Origin of the sequence: Mucilaginibacter agri, from assembly GCF_009928685.1 — a bacterium.
Taxonomy (GTDB): Bacteria; Bacteroidota; Bacteroidia; order Sphingobacteriales; family Sphingobacteriaceae; genus Mucilaginibacter; species Mucilaginibacter agri.
On sequence record NZ_WWEO01000043.1, the window covers coordinates 578,179 to 595,730 of the forward strand.

A 17,552-nucleotide genomic window follows, 5' to 3' on the forward strand; every position below is an offset into this window, starting at 1 on the left:
GTTTTAATGTTCTAATCAATATCCGTAATCATCACCAGCACCGCATCACGCTTTATTAATGGAATGTCGTGGGAATTTAACCTTACATAAAATTTCTCGCCATTCTTTTTCTGATGCAATGATTTGCCTGATTCGTCGGGTTCTTTTTCATTTCCTACATATCTCTTAAAAGATTCGTGGTATTCTTCGAGGCTTATATCAAGGGCTGTCATTTTTAAGAACCCTTTCTCGGTCTAGCCATTAAGTTTAACCATGGCCTTGTTTACATTTAATATTTTTAAACTGCCTTTGGTCATAATATAAATGGCGAGCGGGCTGCTATTAAACAGGTTTTCGTAACTCGATGTTGCCGTGCGTACACTTTTAATGTAAAACCAGACCGACAGCCCAAATAGGAACGCGATAATGGTTAACAATAATAAGTTCTTTCGAGAGAGGTTTGACGAAGCATGTTGTACCCTAAAATAGTAAGCATGGCCACTAATGAATTAGGAGATCTTAAAGTACACGAAAATTAACCGACGATCAACCTGTTTTTGTAATCTTTTGTCCAGTAAATGAGGGAGTTTTAGAAACTATAAAAAAAACCTTTTAAGGTACGGGCAATAATCCTATATTTGCACCTCCTTAATCGGAAACGATTAGATGATTCCGTAGCTCAGCTGGTAGAGCATTACACTTTTAATGTAGTGGTCCTGGGTTCGAATCCCAGCGGGATCACAGGAAAACAGAAAGCCTTAAGTCGAAAGATTTAAGGCTTTTTTGTTTTAGCCGCATAGGATTTCCGCCTTATCTCACCTTAATATTATTCAACACCGCAATGCATTCAATAGAAAACAATATGCCGCCCGGAAATGGCATTACCTGCGGTGCGCTGCGTGCAGGAGGCGAATCTGGGAAAAATTCACTGTAGTATTTATTGATAATGTTAAAAGTTGGGTCTTCGCCGCTAACCATAAAAACCGTGGTTTTTATTACGTTTGTTATACTGCTTCCGGCTTCCTCCAAAATTGTGCTGATATTGATAAACGCCTGTTTTACTTGCGACTCATAACCGCCCTCTATTAATTTACCAGTTGCAGGATCTACTCCTGTAGTGCCCGAAACAAATACGAAATCGCCTGCTATTACCGCTTGAGGAAAAACTGTGTTACTGCGTGGAACTTTGAGGGTGTTAAAGTTGTTAACTTTCATATTGTTAAGTGATTATGGTTTCTATATCAAATATAAAATATCTGTAACCGAAAAGCATAATCTTCTGGACAGCTGGTTTCGCCGGGTTTTGGTTATTTTTGCCCCCTCACATTTTTCTAACAGATCAACATAAATCTAATACCAATGTTAAATGCGCCATTATATTAAAAGAAGGTATCATAGTGCCAAAAGGATAGTGTACACCGAAACGCTAATTGATTTTAGGGAACACATATGGACTTTTATAGGGGCATTTTCGGGAATTGGTCTGATAGGGTTTTTAAACAGCTATTATTTACCAGGTGAGGCGAATATATTTTTAATCGGTTCTTTCGGAGCCTCGTCTGTGTTGATTTACGGTATCATTAATAGTCCGTTGGCGCAACCACGGAATTTAATAGGAGGGCATGTAATATCGGCATTTATAGGTGTGCTGACGTATAAAGTTGTTCCCGGCCCACCTTGGCTTTCAAGCGCACTGGCCGTTTCACTTTCTATTGTAATGATGCAAATTACCCAAACACTGCATCCTCCGGGTGGGGCAACCGCGCTCATTGCTACTTTACCGTCGGCCAAAATACAGTCGCTTGGGTTTTTATATGTACTTAGCCCCGTATTTAGCGGGGTAATGATATTATTGTTAGTGGCTATTGTTTGTAATAACGCCACTTCTCATCGTAGTTATCCTAAAAATAAGCATTGGTATAAGGTTTGGAAACGGAAGTATTAAACCGATTTTCACGAAGGGGCGCAAGCCTTAGTTTGACGATCTTCTGGTTTTTTAAACGGAACAATTGCTGGTTGCTTTTCCATATCGGCTCCAAAAAATAATTTAAAAAAATATTGCGTAACCCAGAAGTTACGTATATATTTGAGTAACTCAAAAGTTACCTATTATGACACAAGTTATCAGACATCAGTTTTTGTTCCCGCATCCGCCACAGGCCGTATGGGAATATCTAACCAAGCCCGAGTTGATGCAGCTTTGGCTTATGCGGAATGATTTTCAACCCATCGTAGGGTTCGACTTTCAATTTCGGACTAACCCCATACCGAGCCTTGATTTCGACGGTATTTTTTATTGTAAGGTATTAGAGATAGAACCATTCGAAAAGCTCTCTTATTCGTGGAAGAGCGGACCGGGTGATGGTGAGATTACGCTCGAGTCTGTAGTGGAGTGGAAGTTAGAAGCGACTGAAAAAGGGACTACGCTTTTCTTAGAGCACAGTGGTTTTGCCCGTCCTGAGAATCTGGTATTCTACAATGGCCTTGCCGATGGTTGGATCAAGAACTTACAGAAAATGGCTAATCACTTAAATACCGAAAAAGATGCCAACGCCAACGCTTGATGCTTTCCAGGTAATTGCAGACCCGAGCCGGAGAAGGATGTTGATGCTGCTATGCGACGACCGGATGACTATCAATAACCTGGCAGATAATTTCGATATGAGCCGCCCCGCCGTATCAAAGCACATTAAAATACTGCACACTGCTGGTTTTATTGGTATTGAAGACGTCGGCCGCGAACGTTATTGCACGTTGAAAAAAGATGGCTTTGAAGAACTGCAACGCTGGCTCACCTACTTCGACGCCTTCTGGGCATCGAAACTGAAAAAGCTGGAATCTTTATTAAACAACAAATTACCCAACTGAAAAATAGACAGATGACAACACCTGATTTTAATCTTACTTTTTCGGTAGATCAAACTCCTGAACAAGTGTTTAACGCCGTTACCAATGTTAGGGGATGGTGGTCCGAAAGGATTGATGGCGGCACAGCTAAACTTAACGACGAGTTTACCTATCAACGCTGGGAACTGCATAAGTGTACCATGAAGTTAATAGAAGTAATACCCAATCAAAAAGTAGTTTGGTTGGTACTCGATAACTATTTTAGTTTCACAGAGGATAAAACCGAGTGGATAGGTAATAAAATTGAGTTCGACATCTCCGAAAAAGATGGCAAAACACAACTCCATTTTACCCAATGGGGCCTGGTGCCGGCGTATGAATGCTATGATATTTGCTTTGAAGCCTGGACCGGTTACCTTAAAGGAAGCCTTTACGATTTGATTACCACGGGTAAAGGTGAACCTAACCCTTTAGAAGAATAATAGTATGGTTTACGCATTTTAAAAGGCCTTCTGTAATTGTTGAAGGCCTTTTCTGGTATATCAGGTTTTCTGCATTTATTGACAATTGTCAACTATCGGTTCTTTTTCTGCATTTATATTTGTGTTACTATGTCGATGAAAGCACAAGCAATTGATAATCAAACCACTGGACAGGGTGTTGAGCCACTCTGGGTAATTGGAAGTATTCTTTTATCGGGTTTAAGCTGGTATTTTTCAATTGGCTTAAACGGTAACTTCTGGTTGCTGTTTTGGCTGGCACCAGTACCTGTTTTATTGGTCTCATTAAAATCGAATGGAAAGGTAGCTTTCTTTGCTGCATTCGTTGCTTATCTAATTGGTCGCCTAAGTTGGTATGCCTATCTGGAACGGGTGGCTACCACTATCCCGGCAATTATATTCACCCTTTTATTACCCCTCATATTTGCCTTAATAGTATGCCTTGCAAGGTGGTGTGTGCTAAGGTTGAATGCCTGGTATAGCGTGTTTGCATTCCCCGCCATTTTTACAGTGTTCGAATATTTGTTTATGCAGTCGTCGCCTCACGGCACTGCGGCAAGCGTTGCCTACACACAGATGAATTGCGTACCGTTGATACAGATCGCATCCGTAACAGGTATTCTTGGTATTACGTTTATGGCGCTTTTTATCCCCTCGGCTATCACACTTGTCTGGCTTTATCGGCGCGAAAGAACTATTTATAAAAGAATTTTGCTTGTATCGGCAGTGTTAATAGGAGGGGTGTTCTTATTTGGCTTTATCAGGTCAACTAAACAAACTTCGTCTGATAATGTACCGGTTGGCTTGGTTGTTTTAGATGAAAAAGCGCACAGCAATTCGGACAACCCAGGGTATCAACGGGAAAAGCAAGTGGCACTGGCCTACGAAAAGCAAATAGACGTACTCGCTGCAAAAGGTGTTAAACTGATATTGTTGCCAGAACGTTCAATTGGTATAAACCCGGTTTGGGCCGATAGTTTGCAAAGCATTTTAAGTGCAGCAGCTAAAAGGAATCATGTTTATATCATTGTGGGGTATACTGACAAGGGTAAGGATCGGGAACGTAACTCGGCAATGGTTTTCGATGCTAATGGAAATATTCAGGTTAATTACAATAAAAAGTATTTAGTGCCGGTACTCGAGTCGCAATTTGCGTCGGGTAATAAAATCGGTCTGTTCGGGTTCAATGGCTCGCGCCTTGGAGTTGCTATTTGTAAGGATTTGGATTTTCCAGATTATATCAGACAATATGGCGAAGCGGCCCCGAAAGTGTTATTCGTTCCGGCCTGGGATTTTGTGGTGGACGATTGGCTACACTCGCGCATGGCAATTTTGCGAAGTGTAGAAAATGGCTTTGCCCAGGTAAGGTGTGCCCGACGAGGTAGATTGACTATTAACGACGCTTACGGCAGAGTAACGTTTGAAAGCAGTTCGGCAAATGATAAAGCCGCTAGTCTGATTGGTGCTGTTCCGCTCAAAAGTGGCCCCACGTTTTATACGCGGTATGGTGACTGGTTCGGAAAATTAAATGTGATTGCAGTTGTTGTAATGGTCGCCGTAGGATTTGCAAAATCGAGAGCCGGAAAAGATAAAAGCCGTCAGCCACAAACGGAGACTGCGTAAATTAAAAAAGCCTTCAAAGATCATAAACATTGAAGGCTTTTGGATTTCTCAACTATGCATCTTTTAAAAAGCAGATGCAAATTCTTTGGCAAAGTCTTCTATTTTTACTTTGCCCATCGATGCTGGGTTATGTGCTTCGTAATCTTTATAAAGTATCCCGCTGTGCATACTGGCGCCCATTTCAACAAAGTTTGGAATTACATGTGCCGGTACGCCGCTTTTTTCCATACCATCCGCCATCTGCTCATTGGTAAAGGCGAGCCATTTTAAATCGGGCTTACCGATAGCCTTGCCTATAATTTGGGCAGTTTCATTGGCTGTACGTACATCGCTCACAACATACCTCATCTTTTGGCCAGGACTAGCTTGCAGCTCTTCAGCTGCGGCTAGAGAAATATCTGTTGGATGCACCATTACCATTTTGTCGTCGCCACCATAGTTTGTGCCGATAATCCCCATGCCTTTAATCATATCGGTAAAGCCATACAAATTAAGGTAGAAATAACCTGGGCGAAGGTGGGTAAGGTTTACATCGTTCAATTCATTCAATATCCCCTCTACATCATGCGAGCCAAGTATAAAGCCTGTTCCCTTATCTAAGTCGGCGCCTATGCTACTGAGGTGTACCACGCGCTTTACGCCCGAAGCTTTAACGGCCTGCGCATAAGCATTGCCAATCTCGCGATAATATGCTCTAGAATCCGACACACCTAAATTTGGCGGCACCATAGCATAAACGGCATCTGCTCCGGTAAATGTAGCCGTAAGAAAATCAGCATCGTTGAGAGAACCGATGGCTGCAGTTGCGCCGAGTGTCTCAATATCCTTTTGTTTTTCTGCCTTACTGCTTATCACCGTAATGTTATGGCCTTTTTGTATCAGCTCTTCGGCCAGCGGCTTGCTAATGTTTCCTAGTGAACCTGTTACTATAATTTTCATGAGTGTTGGTTTTGTAATGCAACAAAGATCCGTGCCTCAAAGTTTACTACTGCGGCCTTTTCTGTTTAATCAATAGGAGTTTTTAGCAAATTAAAAAAGCTCATAGAACGTTGGTTATATGAGCTTTTCTCGACACCCAACTGAGACCAACTCAGCCAATAAGTTCATGTATCCTGTGCCTTGCCTGATTAATTTTGAAGGCGAAGAAGCAATAAGTAATTCCTTCGGCTATAAATGAAATGCCAATAAGCGAGATTAGAAATGCCACCGCAAAAGCGGGCTTTATCAAAATGCCTATGCCTATCAACAGGGTAATAATGCCGCCGGTAATGATCGCTTTTGAGCCGTTAACGTGTAGGTGACTTTCGTCGATACCCACACTAATTAACATGCCGCCAGCGTATAAGATATAAAAGCCAAGTATGTAGGGCAACACAACCATAGTTGTAGCAGGTGCGTTAACAAGTATTACACCAAGTATTAATGATACGAAACCGGCTACCAGATTCCAACCCCAACCGGTGAGGCTATCCCTATTGCTGATTGCAAATGCTACTTTTAAAATACCCCCTATTAAAATTGTAAAACCAAAAAAGGTGGCGAATGTGAGATAAGTTGATATGGGATAGGCTACGGTAATTACTCCCACCAAAATAAAGATAATGCCGGCAATTAATAATAACCACCAGTTTTGGGTACTGCGTTCGAGTTCGCTGATTAGCTTCTTAGCCATAATGAATCGGATTGAGTAAGGTTAATATTTAGTTAAATGCGAGAGGTTGAAAAGACCATCCATTTTGTCATATCCTTTTGTAATTGCTCACCTAAATTTACGGTAAAATTTAGTGCGTAGCGTGTTCATTATGTTTCAGTTTGTAAACTGCAACTTGTTGATAGCCTGTATTTCGCTTGGTTAATAAAAGTACTTGTACACTTGTATGTGCTTCAATCGATAATTAGAGAAGTGCATCGAAGGTCTATATTATTTCATCTAACAAAAGCGTATTAAGATGTTGTACAAAAAGTTAAAAAGTATAACAGTGCCCCTGTTAATAGGTACGCTGTTAATGGTTTGTAGCGGAGCGATGGCGCAAACCGCCGCAGTAACTAAAATTGCAACCGTTATGACGGATAGCCTCGGCTACCTGCATTTAACAGATCAGCAGAAGACGAGCGCCCTGGCCCTGAATAAAACTGCAGCGACTTCGCTTATTGCAACGGGTAAAAAGGCTAAAGCGGATACCAGTTTCCGCGGCAAGGCTCTAGCTAAAGAAGTGGTGGGTATTATGAAACAACGTAATGCAGGATTGAAGCCACTGTTAACTCCTGATCAACAGAAATTATTTCAGGAGCACAGGATGGCGCAAATAGTTGATCTGCAAACCAAGGTGATGACCGCACAGCTAAGCCTCACCGATGCACAGGTGCCGCAGGTTTACGCCATTAATCAAAAAGCTACGGCTGAAATGATGAGCGATATGGGTAAAATGAAGCAAGCCAACAGAAAGATGGCCAAGATGAAGGCTGGCAAAGCGCTAAAGAGCGATTCGAAGGATAAAAGCGAGGCTTTGAAAAAGGTGCTAACCCCCGATCAGTATGCGATATACGAGAAACATCAGGAAGAAATGAAAGCAGCTATAAAAGAGAAGATGCAGGAGAAAAAGGCCCAGAAAGGATAGTAATAAACCACAACCGACCCACGATTCGCTAACGCCTCTTTTTAAATTAGAAAGGGGCGTTAGTATTTAGTTTGTTTTAATACTGATGGTAAACTCCCTGAATTTTAGCATATTTAAGTACTAAATTCTTACTATGGGTGCATTTGACCATATAAAAACCATACTGGGTATCATTTTAGGTTTAAGTATTACCCATCTGTTAAAAGGCATCATCAAATTTGTACAGCATCCCAAACTAACCAAGCCCTATTGGGTGCACTTAATTTGGTGTGTTTATGTGTTGCTGCTTATTATGCACTTTTGGTGGTGGGAGTCGCACCTGCGTTTAATTACCCATTGGAATTTTGAGTTGTATTTCTTCCTCTTCTTCTATATATCAGTGTATTACTTTGTGTGTTCACTGCTATTGCCCGATCATCTCGAAGAATATAAGAGTTATTTTACCTATTACTACTCGCGCCGTAAATGGATATTCGGGGCACTCGGTTTAACCTACATGCTCGATTTTATCGACACCCTGGTTAAAGGCAAGGCTTATTACCTAACCCATTACGATTGGGAGTATCCCGCGCGCAACATTAGCCACATTATACTTTGTATATGCTTAATGTATAGCACCAACAGAAAATTCCACGCCGTATTGGCTGTAGCTTTCTTTGTGTACGAGCTTACTTATATTTACCGTTTGTTCTTATATTATTAGGCGAATGCTTAAGCAGTGGCTACCAGTTTGCTGGTGCTTCTGTAAACATATTCGTTAAAAATATGGCGGCGGGCAAAGCGTCCCGGAGAGTCTGAATTAATGAATTTGATATAGGCTGCTCGTGGCACATCAAAGTACTCGTAGGTATTACCGTCGGTAAAGTTGATGGTTAGGGTTTGTTGCTTATATTCAAAATCAGCAATGCCAGAGGTAGTGGTAGTAAGGGTGTAGTCAGCCAGTGTTTGCTCTAATGTTTCGGGGGCAATGCTTACCAAAAAGTGGTATGCTTCGATAATGGTTTTGCTCTTTTCTTCAGCTTCGATTTTGCTTTCGTCCTGAAATTTATCCGGGTGCCAGGTTTTCATCAGGCTGCGGTAAACCGATTTTAATTCCTGCAATTCTGCATCAGCGGTTACGCCCAAAAGCTTTCTGTAGTCGACAATTTTTTTCATGATCTCTAATCCGTATTTGTTTTATTGTCGATAAAGAACTAAGCAGGCTGCTTCCCCTCCAAAGAGCAATTTTTTTGCAAAGGTACAGATTTATAAGCAATTAACCTCATGGTTTTCAGAAATGGTTGAGTGAAAGCAGCCTGGCTTAAATTAAATTGTATGCTAATTGTATTTTGGCTATCATCGCATCACGCTATTTAACACCTATACAAATGAATCAGAATATCGAAGATCTGTACCATATTGCAGGGAAACCCGTACGAAATATTATCGGCCTCATGTCGGGCACTTCTTTTGATGGTTTGGATATAGCGCTGTGCAGATTTAGCGGTAGCGGCGCAGATACGCAGGTTAAAGTGCTGCATTTTACTACTAAAGATTACACAGCAGATTTTAAAGAAGAGCTCAAGTCAATCTTCGCGAAACGTACTGCCGACCTGGAGCGAATTACATTGTTAAACGCCTTCATCGGATCGTACTATGCCGAACTGATATTGCAGTGCCTGAACGAATGGGGTATGTCTGTGACGGAAGTAGATGCTATCGCCAGCCACGGACAAACTATTTTCCACGCGCCCAAACGCTTGCACGGATTAGCCCACTACGGCAATGCAACCCTGCAAATAGGGGATGCCGATCATTTGGCGGTTAAAACCGGAATAATCACGTTGAGTGATTTTCGGCAGAAACACATAGCTGCTGGCGGTGAAGGCGCACCACTCGCACTTTATGGCGATTACCTGATGTTTGCCGACAAACAAGAAAACCGCATTATGCTAAACGTAGGTGGTATAGCCAACTTTACATACTTACCTGCGAGTACCGCCGAAGGCCTCTTTTCTACCGATGTTGGCCCGGGCAATACGCTGATGGACCAGTTTATCCAATTACATTACCCCGGCAAATACTATGATAAAAATGCGGAAGTAGCATCTAAAGGAACTGTAAATGATGCTTTGCTTGCTGCGTTATTGGACGACGATTTCTTCGAAGCTCCCTTCCCGAAAACCACTGGACCGGAGCTGTTTGGCCTGACTTACCTGCAAAAAGCTATCGACAAATCTGGTCAATATCATCTAAGCGATGAGGATATAATGGCCACATTGGCCAAGTTTTCGGCACAGGGCATTATTGATGCCATTGCACGTTGCACCCAGAGTGATCAATCATATCAAATTTATATCAGCGGTGGCGGAATGTATAATCCCGTACTGGTAAAATATATCGAAGATTATGCTGGTAAGCCTATAAAGTCAACAACTGACTTGGGTATCCATCCCGATGCTAAAGAAGCCGTATTATTCGCGCTTTTAGCTAATGAAGCATTGGCGGGAGGTAAGACTGATTTTGGAGATAATGAGAATTTACCTTCGGTAAGTATGGGAAAGGTTAGTTTCCCGAAGTAGTTCGTCGAGTTGTGTCGTTCTAAAACCACTCGTTCTAAAATCATGTTCTTGCGAGGTACGAAGCACCCTTGTAGCTATACATATCGAAGAAACATACCACGAGTTTGCCGCGCTATCGCTCGCAATGACATATTGGGCCTATGCTAACGCGTCAAACAAAACCTCTACTGGATGCAGGGCAATTCGCTTTGTACCATCCTTGATCTGATGGCGGCAGCTAGTGCCTGCGGCGGCAATAATGGTTGTGTCCGGTGCCTTTTTTACGGCAGGGAACAATACCAGGCTGCCGATTTTCATTGATACATCGTAGTGTTCTGTTTCGTAGCCGAATGAGCCTGCCATACCACAACATCCGGAAGGAATTACTTCTACCTTATAGTTCTCTGGGAAGCTAAGAACTTCGCTGGAGATGCTCATAGATGATAAGGCCTTTTGGTGGCAATGCCCATGTACGGATATTTGCTTATTGGCCTGCGAGAAGCTTTCTTTACTGATATGGCCTTGCGCGGCTTCCGCATGAAACCATTCTTCGAACAGGTAAACGTGTTTACTCAGTTCACGGGCGTCAGCTTTAAGCTCATCTTTCACTAATGCCGGATATTCATCGCGGAATGATAATATCGCCGAAGGTTCAATCCCGATTAAAGGGGTTTCGGCAGTGATCACATCCTTTAGTTTATCAACATTGGTTTCGGCAAGCGTTTTAGCCTGATCGAGCATCCCTTTGGACAGGAGGGCCCGGCCGCTATCTGCATGATCGGGTATAATAACCTGGTAGCCCAGTTTTTCTAATAATAAAATAGCCTTTTTACCTACTTCGGCATCGTTATAATTGGTAAACTCGTCGCAAAAAAGGTATACTGTTTTTGATGATTCACAATACGTTTTCTCCCTCAATTTATACCAACTTTTTAACGTTTGCTTGGCCAACTCGGGTAATGACCGGTCAGGGTGAAAGCCCGAAAATTTATTAATCGCCTTGCGGAGCAACGGCGTATTTATTGCGCTGTTATATAAAGAGGGCACGCCTGAGGCCAGTTTCATGCTGCTGCTGAAATTGCCAATTAGCCTTGACCGTAACGGGACACCATTCTCCTTTTGGTAATGATATAAAAACTCAGCGCGTAGCTTAGTCATATCAACCGATGACGGGCATTCTATTTTGCAACCTTTGCAGGCTAGGCATAAATCTAATACCTCTTTTACTTCGTCGGCGGCTTTGCCTTTGCCCAGGGCTTTTGGGGCTTCGTTCAGATATTGACGCAGGATGTTAGCACGCGCGCGGGTAGTGTCTTTTTCATTTCGTGTAGCCATATAGCTGGGGCACATGGTGCCGCCGGTAACTTCGGTTTTCCGGCAATCGCCAGAGCCACTGCATTTTTCGGTGAGGCGCAGCATGCCTTCATCGGCAATAAAATCGAAAAGGGTTTGGGCTTCCTGCTTGCTTTGGTCGGGTTCAAAACGCAGGTTATCCAGCATGCCGGGTGTACCCGTAATCTTGCCTTTGTTAAAAACTCCTGCCGGATCGAATATGAGTTTTACCTGTTTAAACAACTCGTAAACCCGCTCGCCCATTACATAGCTAATGTATTGTCCACGAAGGCGACCGTCGCCATGCTCGCCAGATAGTGAGCCACGGTATTTTTTTACCAACGTTGCTGTCTCCGCTAATATATGTTGAAAGAGTTTTTGTCCTTCGGCAGTCTTCAGGTTTACCATCGGTTCCACGTGCAGCTCACCAGCGCCCGCGTGCGCATAGGCAGAGTAGGGCACATCGAGGCTGTGTAGTAATTCTTCGAGATCGTGGATATAATTTGGCAGATCCTCAACGGCCACCGCACAGTCTTCAATCAGGTTTACGGGCTGAACGTCGCCTTTAAGGTTTCTTAATAAACCTAAGCCGGCCTTGCGTAAGTCCCAGGCTTTTTTTGTATCATCGCCTGTAAGTATGGGGTACGCAAAGCCCAATCCTGCTTCTTTTAAAGCGTCAATTAATGTATTGCATTTATTAAATAACTCATCTTCTGTAGCACAGAAGAACTCTACTAGTAGCAATGCTTCGGGAGCGCCTTCTAAAAAGAAACGGTTGACTGCCTGCCCTGGATTTTTAATCGCCTGCTCTAATATTACATGGTCAACCAATTCAGATGCCGCACAGCCAGAGTTTACCGCGATAAGGTTGGCACGTAAAGATTCCTGCAAGGTTGTGCAATGCACAGCTACTACACCAACTTCAGCTGGGGGTAAGTCTAACAGTTTCAGTTTAGCCTCAGTTACCACGCAAAGCGTGCCTTCCGAACCGGCAATGATTGTGCTGAGGTTGATATTACCATTTTGCAAAACCATATTCAGCAGGCTATCCAGTGCATAGCCGCTATTACGCCTGGTTACTTCTTTTTTCGGGAAGTTTTTAACGATATCGTTCTGATTATTATCCAGCTCGACCAAGGCCAATGTTTTATTATAGATACGGCCTTCGAGACCATTGGATGTTCTCTTTTGGGTAATCTGCTCGGGAGTCATCTCGCCAAAAATTACTTCACTGGCATCTGATAGCAGGGCGGTAACTTCTAACAAATTATCACGTGTAGCCCCCCATATCATAGAGTGGAGTCCACAAGAGTTATTCCCGATCATCCCGCCAATCATGGCGCGGCTCGAGGTAGAGGTTTCGGGCCCGAACATCAATCCAAATGGTTTTAGGTAGGCATTCAGATCGTCGCGGATAACGCCGGGTTGTACGCGCACCCATTTTTCTTCTACATTAAGTTCTATTACCGAACGCATGTATTTAGAAATATCAACCACTACACCATTGCCCACAACCTGTCCGGCCAATGAGGTGCCGGCAGCGCGAGGGATCAGTGTTAACGAATAACGGTTGGCGAAAATGATAAGGTGCTTAATATCTTCGGCGGTGCGCGGCAGTGCCACGGCAAGTGGTAACTCCTGATAAACAGAAGCATCCGTTGCATAAACAGTCTTCACACTTTCATGCAATGTGCTGTCGTCGTAGTACAACTCGCCCGAAAAATATTTTGCTAACCCCTTAAAATCAAATGCCTTCCAATTCATTTTTATGTCCTATCAGATCGATGTACCCTGCATTATGGTATAGTAAAACACATAGCGATGCCGGATTGTGCGTATTTTGGTTCAAATATGGTAAAAAAACGAAGAGCTATAATCGCTTTTGCCGATCAATGCTATTCATTTGGTAAAAATACTACTACTAATAATGTAGGTTGATGCCTGCGGTCAAATTATAGCCATGTCGGTAAGCGCCGTTCATTTGGGTATCATTAGTTTGGCCATTTGCGAGATAGAGCCTATCAGTTCCATTTCCCGTCTCCCAATTAAAATAACTGCCACCTAAATTTACGGCTAAAAAGTGTGTGAAGTGGTACGTAATAAAAGCGTTGGCATCAATTCCATAACCATTAGCTGTATGTGTATAACTAACAGGGTGACTAAATTGTGTGATGAGATTCCAGTCAGCCGCAGCTTTATAATCGGCTTGAGTGTACTGCGCTGCAGCATCTAGACTTAATTCCGGGCTAATGTGCCATTGCGCATCCAGCTTTATATAAGGGCCTTTCCATTTAGTGGCATAAGTGCTGTTCAGGTTTCGGTACAGACCGCTTAGATCAAGCAAATATAAAAACTGACGGCTTTGTGCGTAACCGGCTTCGGGGCGAAGTGAGAGTTTGCTATGCTTAAATAACTGATAAGCCAAACCTACATTCCAATAATCGCTGTACCCTTTATTGTCGTCAAAATTTTGGTTGTAAACCGGGTTGGTTCTGTTATCTCCGCTATAGTCCGTATCATTAACCTTGCCCGAATGAATAAAACTGCGTGAGTAGCCGCCTGTTACGTAAAGTGCGCCCCAAACATTGGCGTTGATGTTTGCGGTGAGTAAGGTACCCTTTAAATCCCGCCATTTCAATTCCGAATAAACGTTGGGATTCTGGCCTTGTAAATTACCCGCAATAGACCAATGAAAGTTCTCGTTCTGATACCCGCTGCCAAAATATACTTTAACACGATCGTTATTTTGAGCAAATGATGAATTAGCACACAGCAAAGCCAGTAAAAAGAAGCAATAGGTAATAAAGGGTTTCATAAGTGGTTTACGAAGCTAAATATATACATAAAACAAAACCGGCGTTAGAGCCGGTTCTGTTTTTATTTAAGGTTAGTATAGTGTGTGCTACTGATTTTACTGATTTACACCGAAAGCTTCCCAGCCCGATGCGGTGGCTCGGGTACACGTCATAGGTTGGGTGCCGTTTTCGCTGCTGATAAATTTGCCGTTGTTTCCACGCAGGGTTACTTTGCCATCTGCGGTAGGTACCCAGTCAAATTTTTCCCAATCGCTAAATGTTGCCCGATTACAGGTAATGGCTTGCGTACCGTTTTCTGACGATACATATTTGCCCATACTTTGTAAAGCAATTTTGCCTCCACCAGCATCAACCACAGTAAACTGTTCCCATGTCGAAGCAGTAGGGCGGTTACAATTCATGGCCTGGGTTCCGTTTTCGCCACTTACATATTGGTTGTTGAAACCCTTTAAAGTTATAGTTTGGCCAATAGGAGCAGTGCTTGTATTGGTTAATTTATACACACGCACATAATCAACGGACATGGTAGTTGGCAATCCGCCATCATTAATAGTTTGGCCTGGTAAATCACCACCTACAGCAAGGTTTAAGATAATATAGAACGGTAATTGAAATGCACCGGTGTTGTTGATGTTATTAGCCGTGTTGCCGGTTACATACAAGGTATTATCTACATACCAACGGATGCCGCTGGCATCCCATTCTACAGCATAAACATGGTAATCACCAGGAGTAGTGTTAGTGCTGCTGCCATATTGCACGTGCCCATTATTATTCCAGTGCATAGTGCCCAAAATGGTGTTACTGGTATTCACATGCTCCATAATGTCAATCTCGCCGCACTGCGGCCAGCCTACCGAACCAATGTTGCTGCCCAGCATCCAGAATGCAGGCCAGGTTCCCTGTACCATCGGCATTTTAATGCGGGCTTCGATACGGCCATATTGCACCGAAAATTTACCAGATGTGTTCAACTTGGCCGAGGTATATGGTTGCCCGCCCACACTTTGCTTTTTGGCGGTGATCACCAAATTGCCGCCCGTAACTGCAGCGTTTGCCGCCTGATAATACTCTTTCTCGTTATTAACATTTGGGTTGCCATTATCTATATTCCATTTGCTGCCATCAACGCTGCTGCCGTCAAACTCGTCGCTCCAAACCAGTTGATAGGTGGCTGCGCGTGGAGTAGTACTTGTAGATTCTGCCGAGGCCGGGCTGCCTGCATTGTTCATGTCCTTTTTGCAGGAGGTGATCAACATGCCAGCCACTACAGCGGCAATACTCAAGTAATTGAAGAAGTGCTTTTTCATAATTGAAAGATTATTGTGATACAATTGGTTTATTGGTTAATAGCAAAAGCTTCCCAGCCCGACGCTGTGGCACGGGTGCAGGTCATGGCCTGCGTGCCGTTCTCACTGCTGATAAACTTACCGTTGTTACCACGCAAGGTTACCTTGCCGTCGGCTGTAGGTACCCAGTCAAATTTCTCCCAATCACCAAAAGTGGTGCGGTTACAGGTAATGGCTTGCGTGCCGTTTTCTGACGATACGTACTTGCCCATGCTTTGTAGCGCAACTTTGCCGGCACCCGCATCAACCACTAAAAATTGCTCCCAGGCAGAGGCGGTTGCGCGGTTGCAATTCATGGCCTGTGTGCCATTTTCGCTACTTACGTACTGATTGTTAAATCCTTTGAGGGTAATGGTTTGGCCAATTGGAATTGAGCTGCCTGTTGATTGTGTTCCTGCCCATTTAAAGGTAGCCACAGCACCCGCAGGCAGCGTATAGGTAAAGGATTCGCCACCCCATTTAAGTTTGAAGCTTTGGCTGGCCGTGCCGGTATTAATGGCAACTACCACCTTGGTCCCATCACTGTTTTTAAACGCTACGTTTTGGATATTGCCAGATAGGTTTGACGAGATCCGTACCGCGCCCGGACGCACAAATTTAGAGGCATGACCTATTACATAATAACCCGCATTGCGTGCAGTTACTGATGAGCCACTGATAGTGATGCCACCCAAACAAGTGCTGCAGCCACCGGCGGTGTGCGGATTATTGTTAGGATCGGCCGCCAGGTTCCACTCAATTACGTTGCGACTCCAATTGCGGGTTGCGCCAATAATGAGCGTGTTTACATGCCATGACAGATCGCCACCGAAATTACTTGGTGCGCCTATCCATTGTTCAGTAAAGTAAATGTTTTTGTTAGGGTAGGCATTATGCACGTCGCTTAACGCACTAATGTTACCCGAGTACAAGTGAAAAGCGGAACCGTCTACATAAGGGTTAGCGCCACCATCTGCCAATACAGCTTCTGGATAATCGGGTCTGTCGGCATTGTGGTCATAGCAGATGATTTTGGTTGATAAACCTGCTGCGCTTAATTGCGGGCCAAGGTTGTTTTTGATGAAGTTAGCTTCTTCATTAGCCTGCATAACCATGCTTGGGTTATTGTTAGGGTTAAGCGGTTCATTTTGTGGCGTAATAGCGTCAATGGTTATGCCTTGCGCTTTCATGGCCTGTATGTATTTTACAAAATAGCGGGCATAGGCATCGTAGTAAGCCGTGTTAAGGCTTCCGCCTGTGAAGCCGTTATTGCCGGTGGTATTTACTTTCATCCAAACCGGGGCTGTCCATGGCGTGGCCAATATTTTGATGTTTGGATTAATGGCGATGATCTTCTTCAGCACCGGCACAAGGTCAGTCATTTCCTGGCTGATGCTGAAATTGGTGAGGCTGTTGTCTGTTTGTCCGGCCGGCCTGTCATCATAGGTAAAGTCGGACGAACTCAAATCAGATGCCCCGATGCTGATGCGCAAATAGCTGATGCCTATTTGCCCGGTGCCGGTTGCAAATAGCTCGTTCAATAAATTTGTTTGGGCAGATCCCATGCCGTTAATCAACTGGGCGCTGCCACCGGTAAGGCAAAAGCCAAAGCCGTCGATACCCTGATAAGAAGTATTTTCGTCGACGGTCACTGTTGTCGAATTGGTGCCGGCATCTGCAGCAAAGTTAATGTTGGCTTGGGCTTGCAGCAGTTTGCTCTGGTCGCTGGTGGTCATCCACACGTTAACCGTTTCATTAGCTGCACGTGCCACGGTGCCCGAAGATTTAAGCTCGGGCGAGCCACCTTGTACGGCATCCTTTTTACACGAAAAGTTAAACATTGCCGGAAACAGTAATGCTGCCAGCACCCTAAGTTTTAGCTTGTGATTGCTTCTCATAATTTATTAAGTTGATTTAAATAAGTGGCAAAAATTGGTGCGTAAAATTCCCCTTATGCTGGTTAGGCATT

General features: G+C 43.6%; 17 protein-coding genes and 1 tRNA gene. 9 read left to right on the forward strand and 9 right to left on the reverse strand.

Features of this window, described 5'->3' with window-relative positions; genetic code table 11:
• Window positions 1-11 precede the first annotated feature (11 nt).
• Window positions 12-212 (reverse strand): hypothetical protein, encoded by a 201-nt coding sequence (locus GSY63_RS15510; protein ID WP_166586717.1) that lies wholly within the window; start codon window positions 210-212, stop codon window positions 12-14.
• Window positions 213-647: 435 nt separating this feature from the next.
• Here GSY63_RS15510 and GSY63_RS15520 point away from each other — a divergent pair.
• A tRNA-Lys gene (locus GSY63_RS15520) sits at window positions 648-720 on the forward strand.
• A gap of 69 nt (window positions 721-789) precedes the next feature.
• Here GSY63_RS15520 and GSY63_RS15525 read toward each other — a convergent pair.
• Window positions 790-1,194 (reverse strand): RidA family protein, encoded by a 405-nt coding sequence (locus GSY63_RS15525; protein ID WP_166586719.1) that lies wholly within the window; start codon window positions 1,192-1,194, stop codon window positions 790-792.
• Window positions 1,195-1,345: 151 nt separating this feature from the next.
• Here GSY63_RS15525 and GSY63_RS15530 point away from each other — a divergent pair, with 151 nt between their 5' ends.
• The 5 genes from GSY63_RS15530 to GSY63_RS15550 all read left to right on the forward strand — a co-directional run bounded on the left by GSY63_RS15530 (window position 1,346) and on the right by GSY63_RS15550 (window position 4,949).
• Window positions 1,346-1,924: an HPP family protein gene (locus tag GSY63_RS15530; RefSeq protein WP_166586720.1), complete on the forward strand. Its 579-nt coding sequence runs from the start codon at window positions 1,346-1,348 to the stop codon at window positions 1,922-1,924.
• A gap of 166 nt (window positions 1,925-2,090) precedes the next feature.
• Window positions 2,091-2,543 carry an SRPBCC family protein gene (locus tag GSY63_RS15535; RefSeq protein WP_166586721.1) on the forward strand — a complete coding sequence of 151 codons (453 nt, stop codon included), beginning with the start codon at window positions 2,091-2,093 and terminating at the stop codon, window positions 2,541-2,543.
• The gene (locus GSY63_RS15540) at window positions 2,524-2,847 is read left to right on the forward strand and encodes an ArsR/SmtB family transcription factor (protein ID WP_166586722.1); all 324 of its coding nucleotides are present in this window, start codon (window positions 2,524-2,526) and stop codon (window positions 2,845-2,847) included. The genes GSY63_RS15535 and GSY63_RS15540 overlap by 20 nt, the downstream gene beginning before the upstream one ends.
• 11 nt (window positions 2,848-2,858) lie before the next feature.
• A complete protein-coding gene (locus tag GSY63_RS15545) occupies window positions 2,859-3,308 on the forward strand; it encodes an SRPBCC family protein (protein WP_166586723.1) in 450 nt (149 codons plus the stop codon).
• 135 nt (window positions 3,309-3,443) lie between these two features.
• Window positions 3,444-4,949 (forward strand): apolipoprotein N-acyltransferase, encoded by a 1,506-nt coding sequence (locus tag GSY63_RS15550; RefSeq protein WP_166586724.1) that lies wholly within the window; start codon window positions 3,444-3,446, stop codon window positions 4,947-4,949.
• A 63-nt stretch (window positions 4,950-5,012) separates the two neighbouring features.
• On the opposite strand, the gene GSY63_RS15555 is transcribed toward GSY63_RS15550, so the two are convergent.
• Window positions 5,013-5,888 carry an NAD(P)H-binding protein gene (locus tag GSY63_RS15555; protein WP_166586725.1) on the reverse strand — a complete coding sequence of 292 codons (876 nt, stop codon included), beginning with the start codon at window positions 5,886-5,888 and terminating at the stop codon, window positions 5,013-5,015.
• Window positions 5,889-6,039: 151 nt separating this feature from the next.
• A complete protein-coding gene (locus GSY63_RS15560; RefSeq protein ID WP_166586726.1) occupies window positions 6,040-6,621 on the reverse strand; it encodes an HdeD family acid-resistance protein in 582 nt (193 codons plus the stop codon).
• A 307-nt stretch (window positions 6,622-6,928) separates the two neighbouring features.
• Between GSY63_RS15560 and GSY63_RS15565 the strand changes: the two genes are divergently transcribed.
• Entirely contained in the window at window positions 6,929-7,567 is a 639-nt protein-coding gene (locus GSY63_RS15565; protein ID WP_166586727.1) for a hypothetical protein, read from the forward strand.
• 133 nt (window positions 7,568-7,700) lie between these two features.
• On the forward strand, window positions 7,701-8,270 hold the full coding sequence (locus GSY63_RS15570) for a hypothetical protein (RefSeq protein ID WP_166586728.1): 570 nt from the start codon (window positions 7,701-7,703) through the stop codon (window positions 8,268-8,270).
• Between the two features lie 8 nt (window positions 8,271-8,278).
• On the opposite strand, the gene GSY63_RS15575 is transcribed toward GSY63_RS15570, so the two are convergent.
• Window positions 8,279-8,722, reverse strand: coding sequence for a KTSC domain-containing protein (locus tag GSY63_RS15575; RefSeq protein WP_166586729.1), 444 nt, complete (start codon window positions 8,720-8,722; stop codon window positions 8,279-8,281).
• A 212-nt stretch (window positions 8,723-8,934) separates the two neighbouring features.
• Here GSY63_RS15575 and GSY63_RS15580 point away from each other — a divergent pair, with 212 nt between their 5' ends.
• The gene (locus GSY63_RS15580) at window positions 8,935-10,128 is read left to right on the forward strand and encodes an anhydro-N-acetylmuramic acid kinase (RefSeq protein WP_166586730.1); all 1,194 of its coding nucleotides are present in this window, start codon (window positions 8,935-8,937) and stop codon (window positions 10,126-10,128) included.
• Between the two features lie 138 nt (window positions 10,129-10,266).
• Here GSY63_RS15580 and GSY63_RS15585 read toward each other — a convergent pair whose 3' ends face one another.
• From GSY63_RS15585 to GSY63_RS15600, 4 genes are all read right to left on the reverse strand, one after another.
• Entirely contained in the window at window positions 10,267-13,203 is a 2,937-nt protein-coding gene (locus GSY63_RS15585) for an FAD-binding and (Fe-S)-binding domain-containing protein (RefSeq protein ID WP_166586731.1), read from the reverse strand.
• 157 nt (window positions 13,204-13,360) lie between these two features.
• Entirely contained in the window at window positions 13,361-14,254 is an 894-nt protein-coding gene (locus GSY63_RS15590) for a hypothetical protein (RefSeq protein WP_166586732.1), read from the reverse strand.
• Between the two features lie 96 nt (window positions 14,255-14,350).
• Window positions 14,351-15,565 (reverse strand): family 16 glycosylhydrolase, encoded by a 1,215-nt coding sequence (locus GSY63_RS15595; RefSeq protein WP_166586733.1) that lies wholly within the window; start codon window positions 15,563-15,565, stop codon window positions 14,351-14,353.
• Between the two features lie 29 nt (window positions 15,566-15,594).
• Window positions 15,595-17,481, reverse strand: a complete 1,887-nt coding sequence (locus tag GSY63_RS15600) for a glycoside hydrolase family 30 beta sandwich domain-containing protein (protein WP_166586734.1) — start codon at window positions 17,479-17,481, stop codon at window positions 15,595-15,597.
• Window positions 17,482-17,552 lie beyond the last annotated feature (71 nt).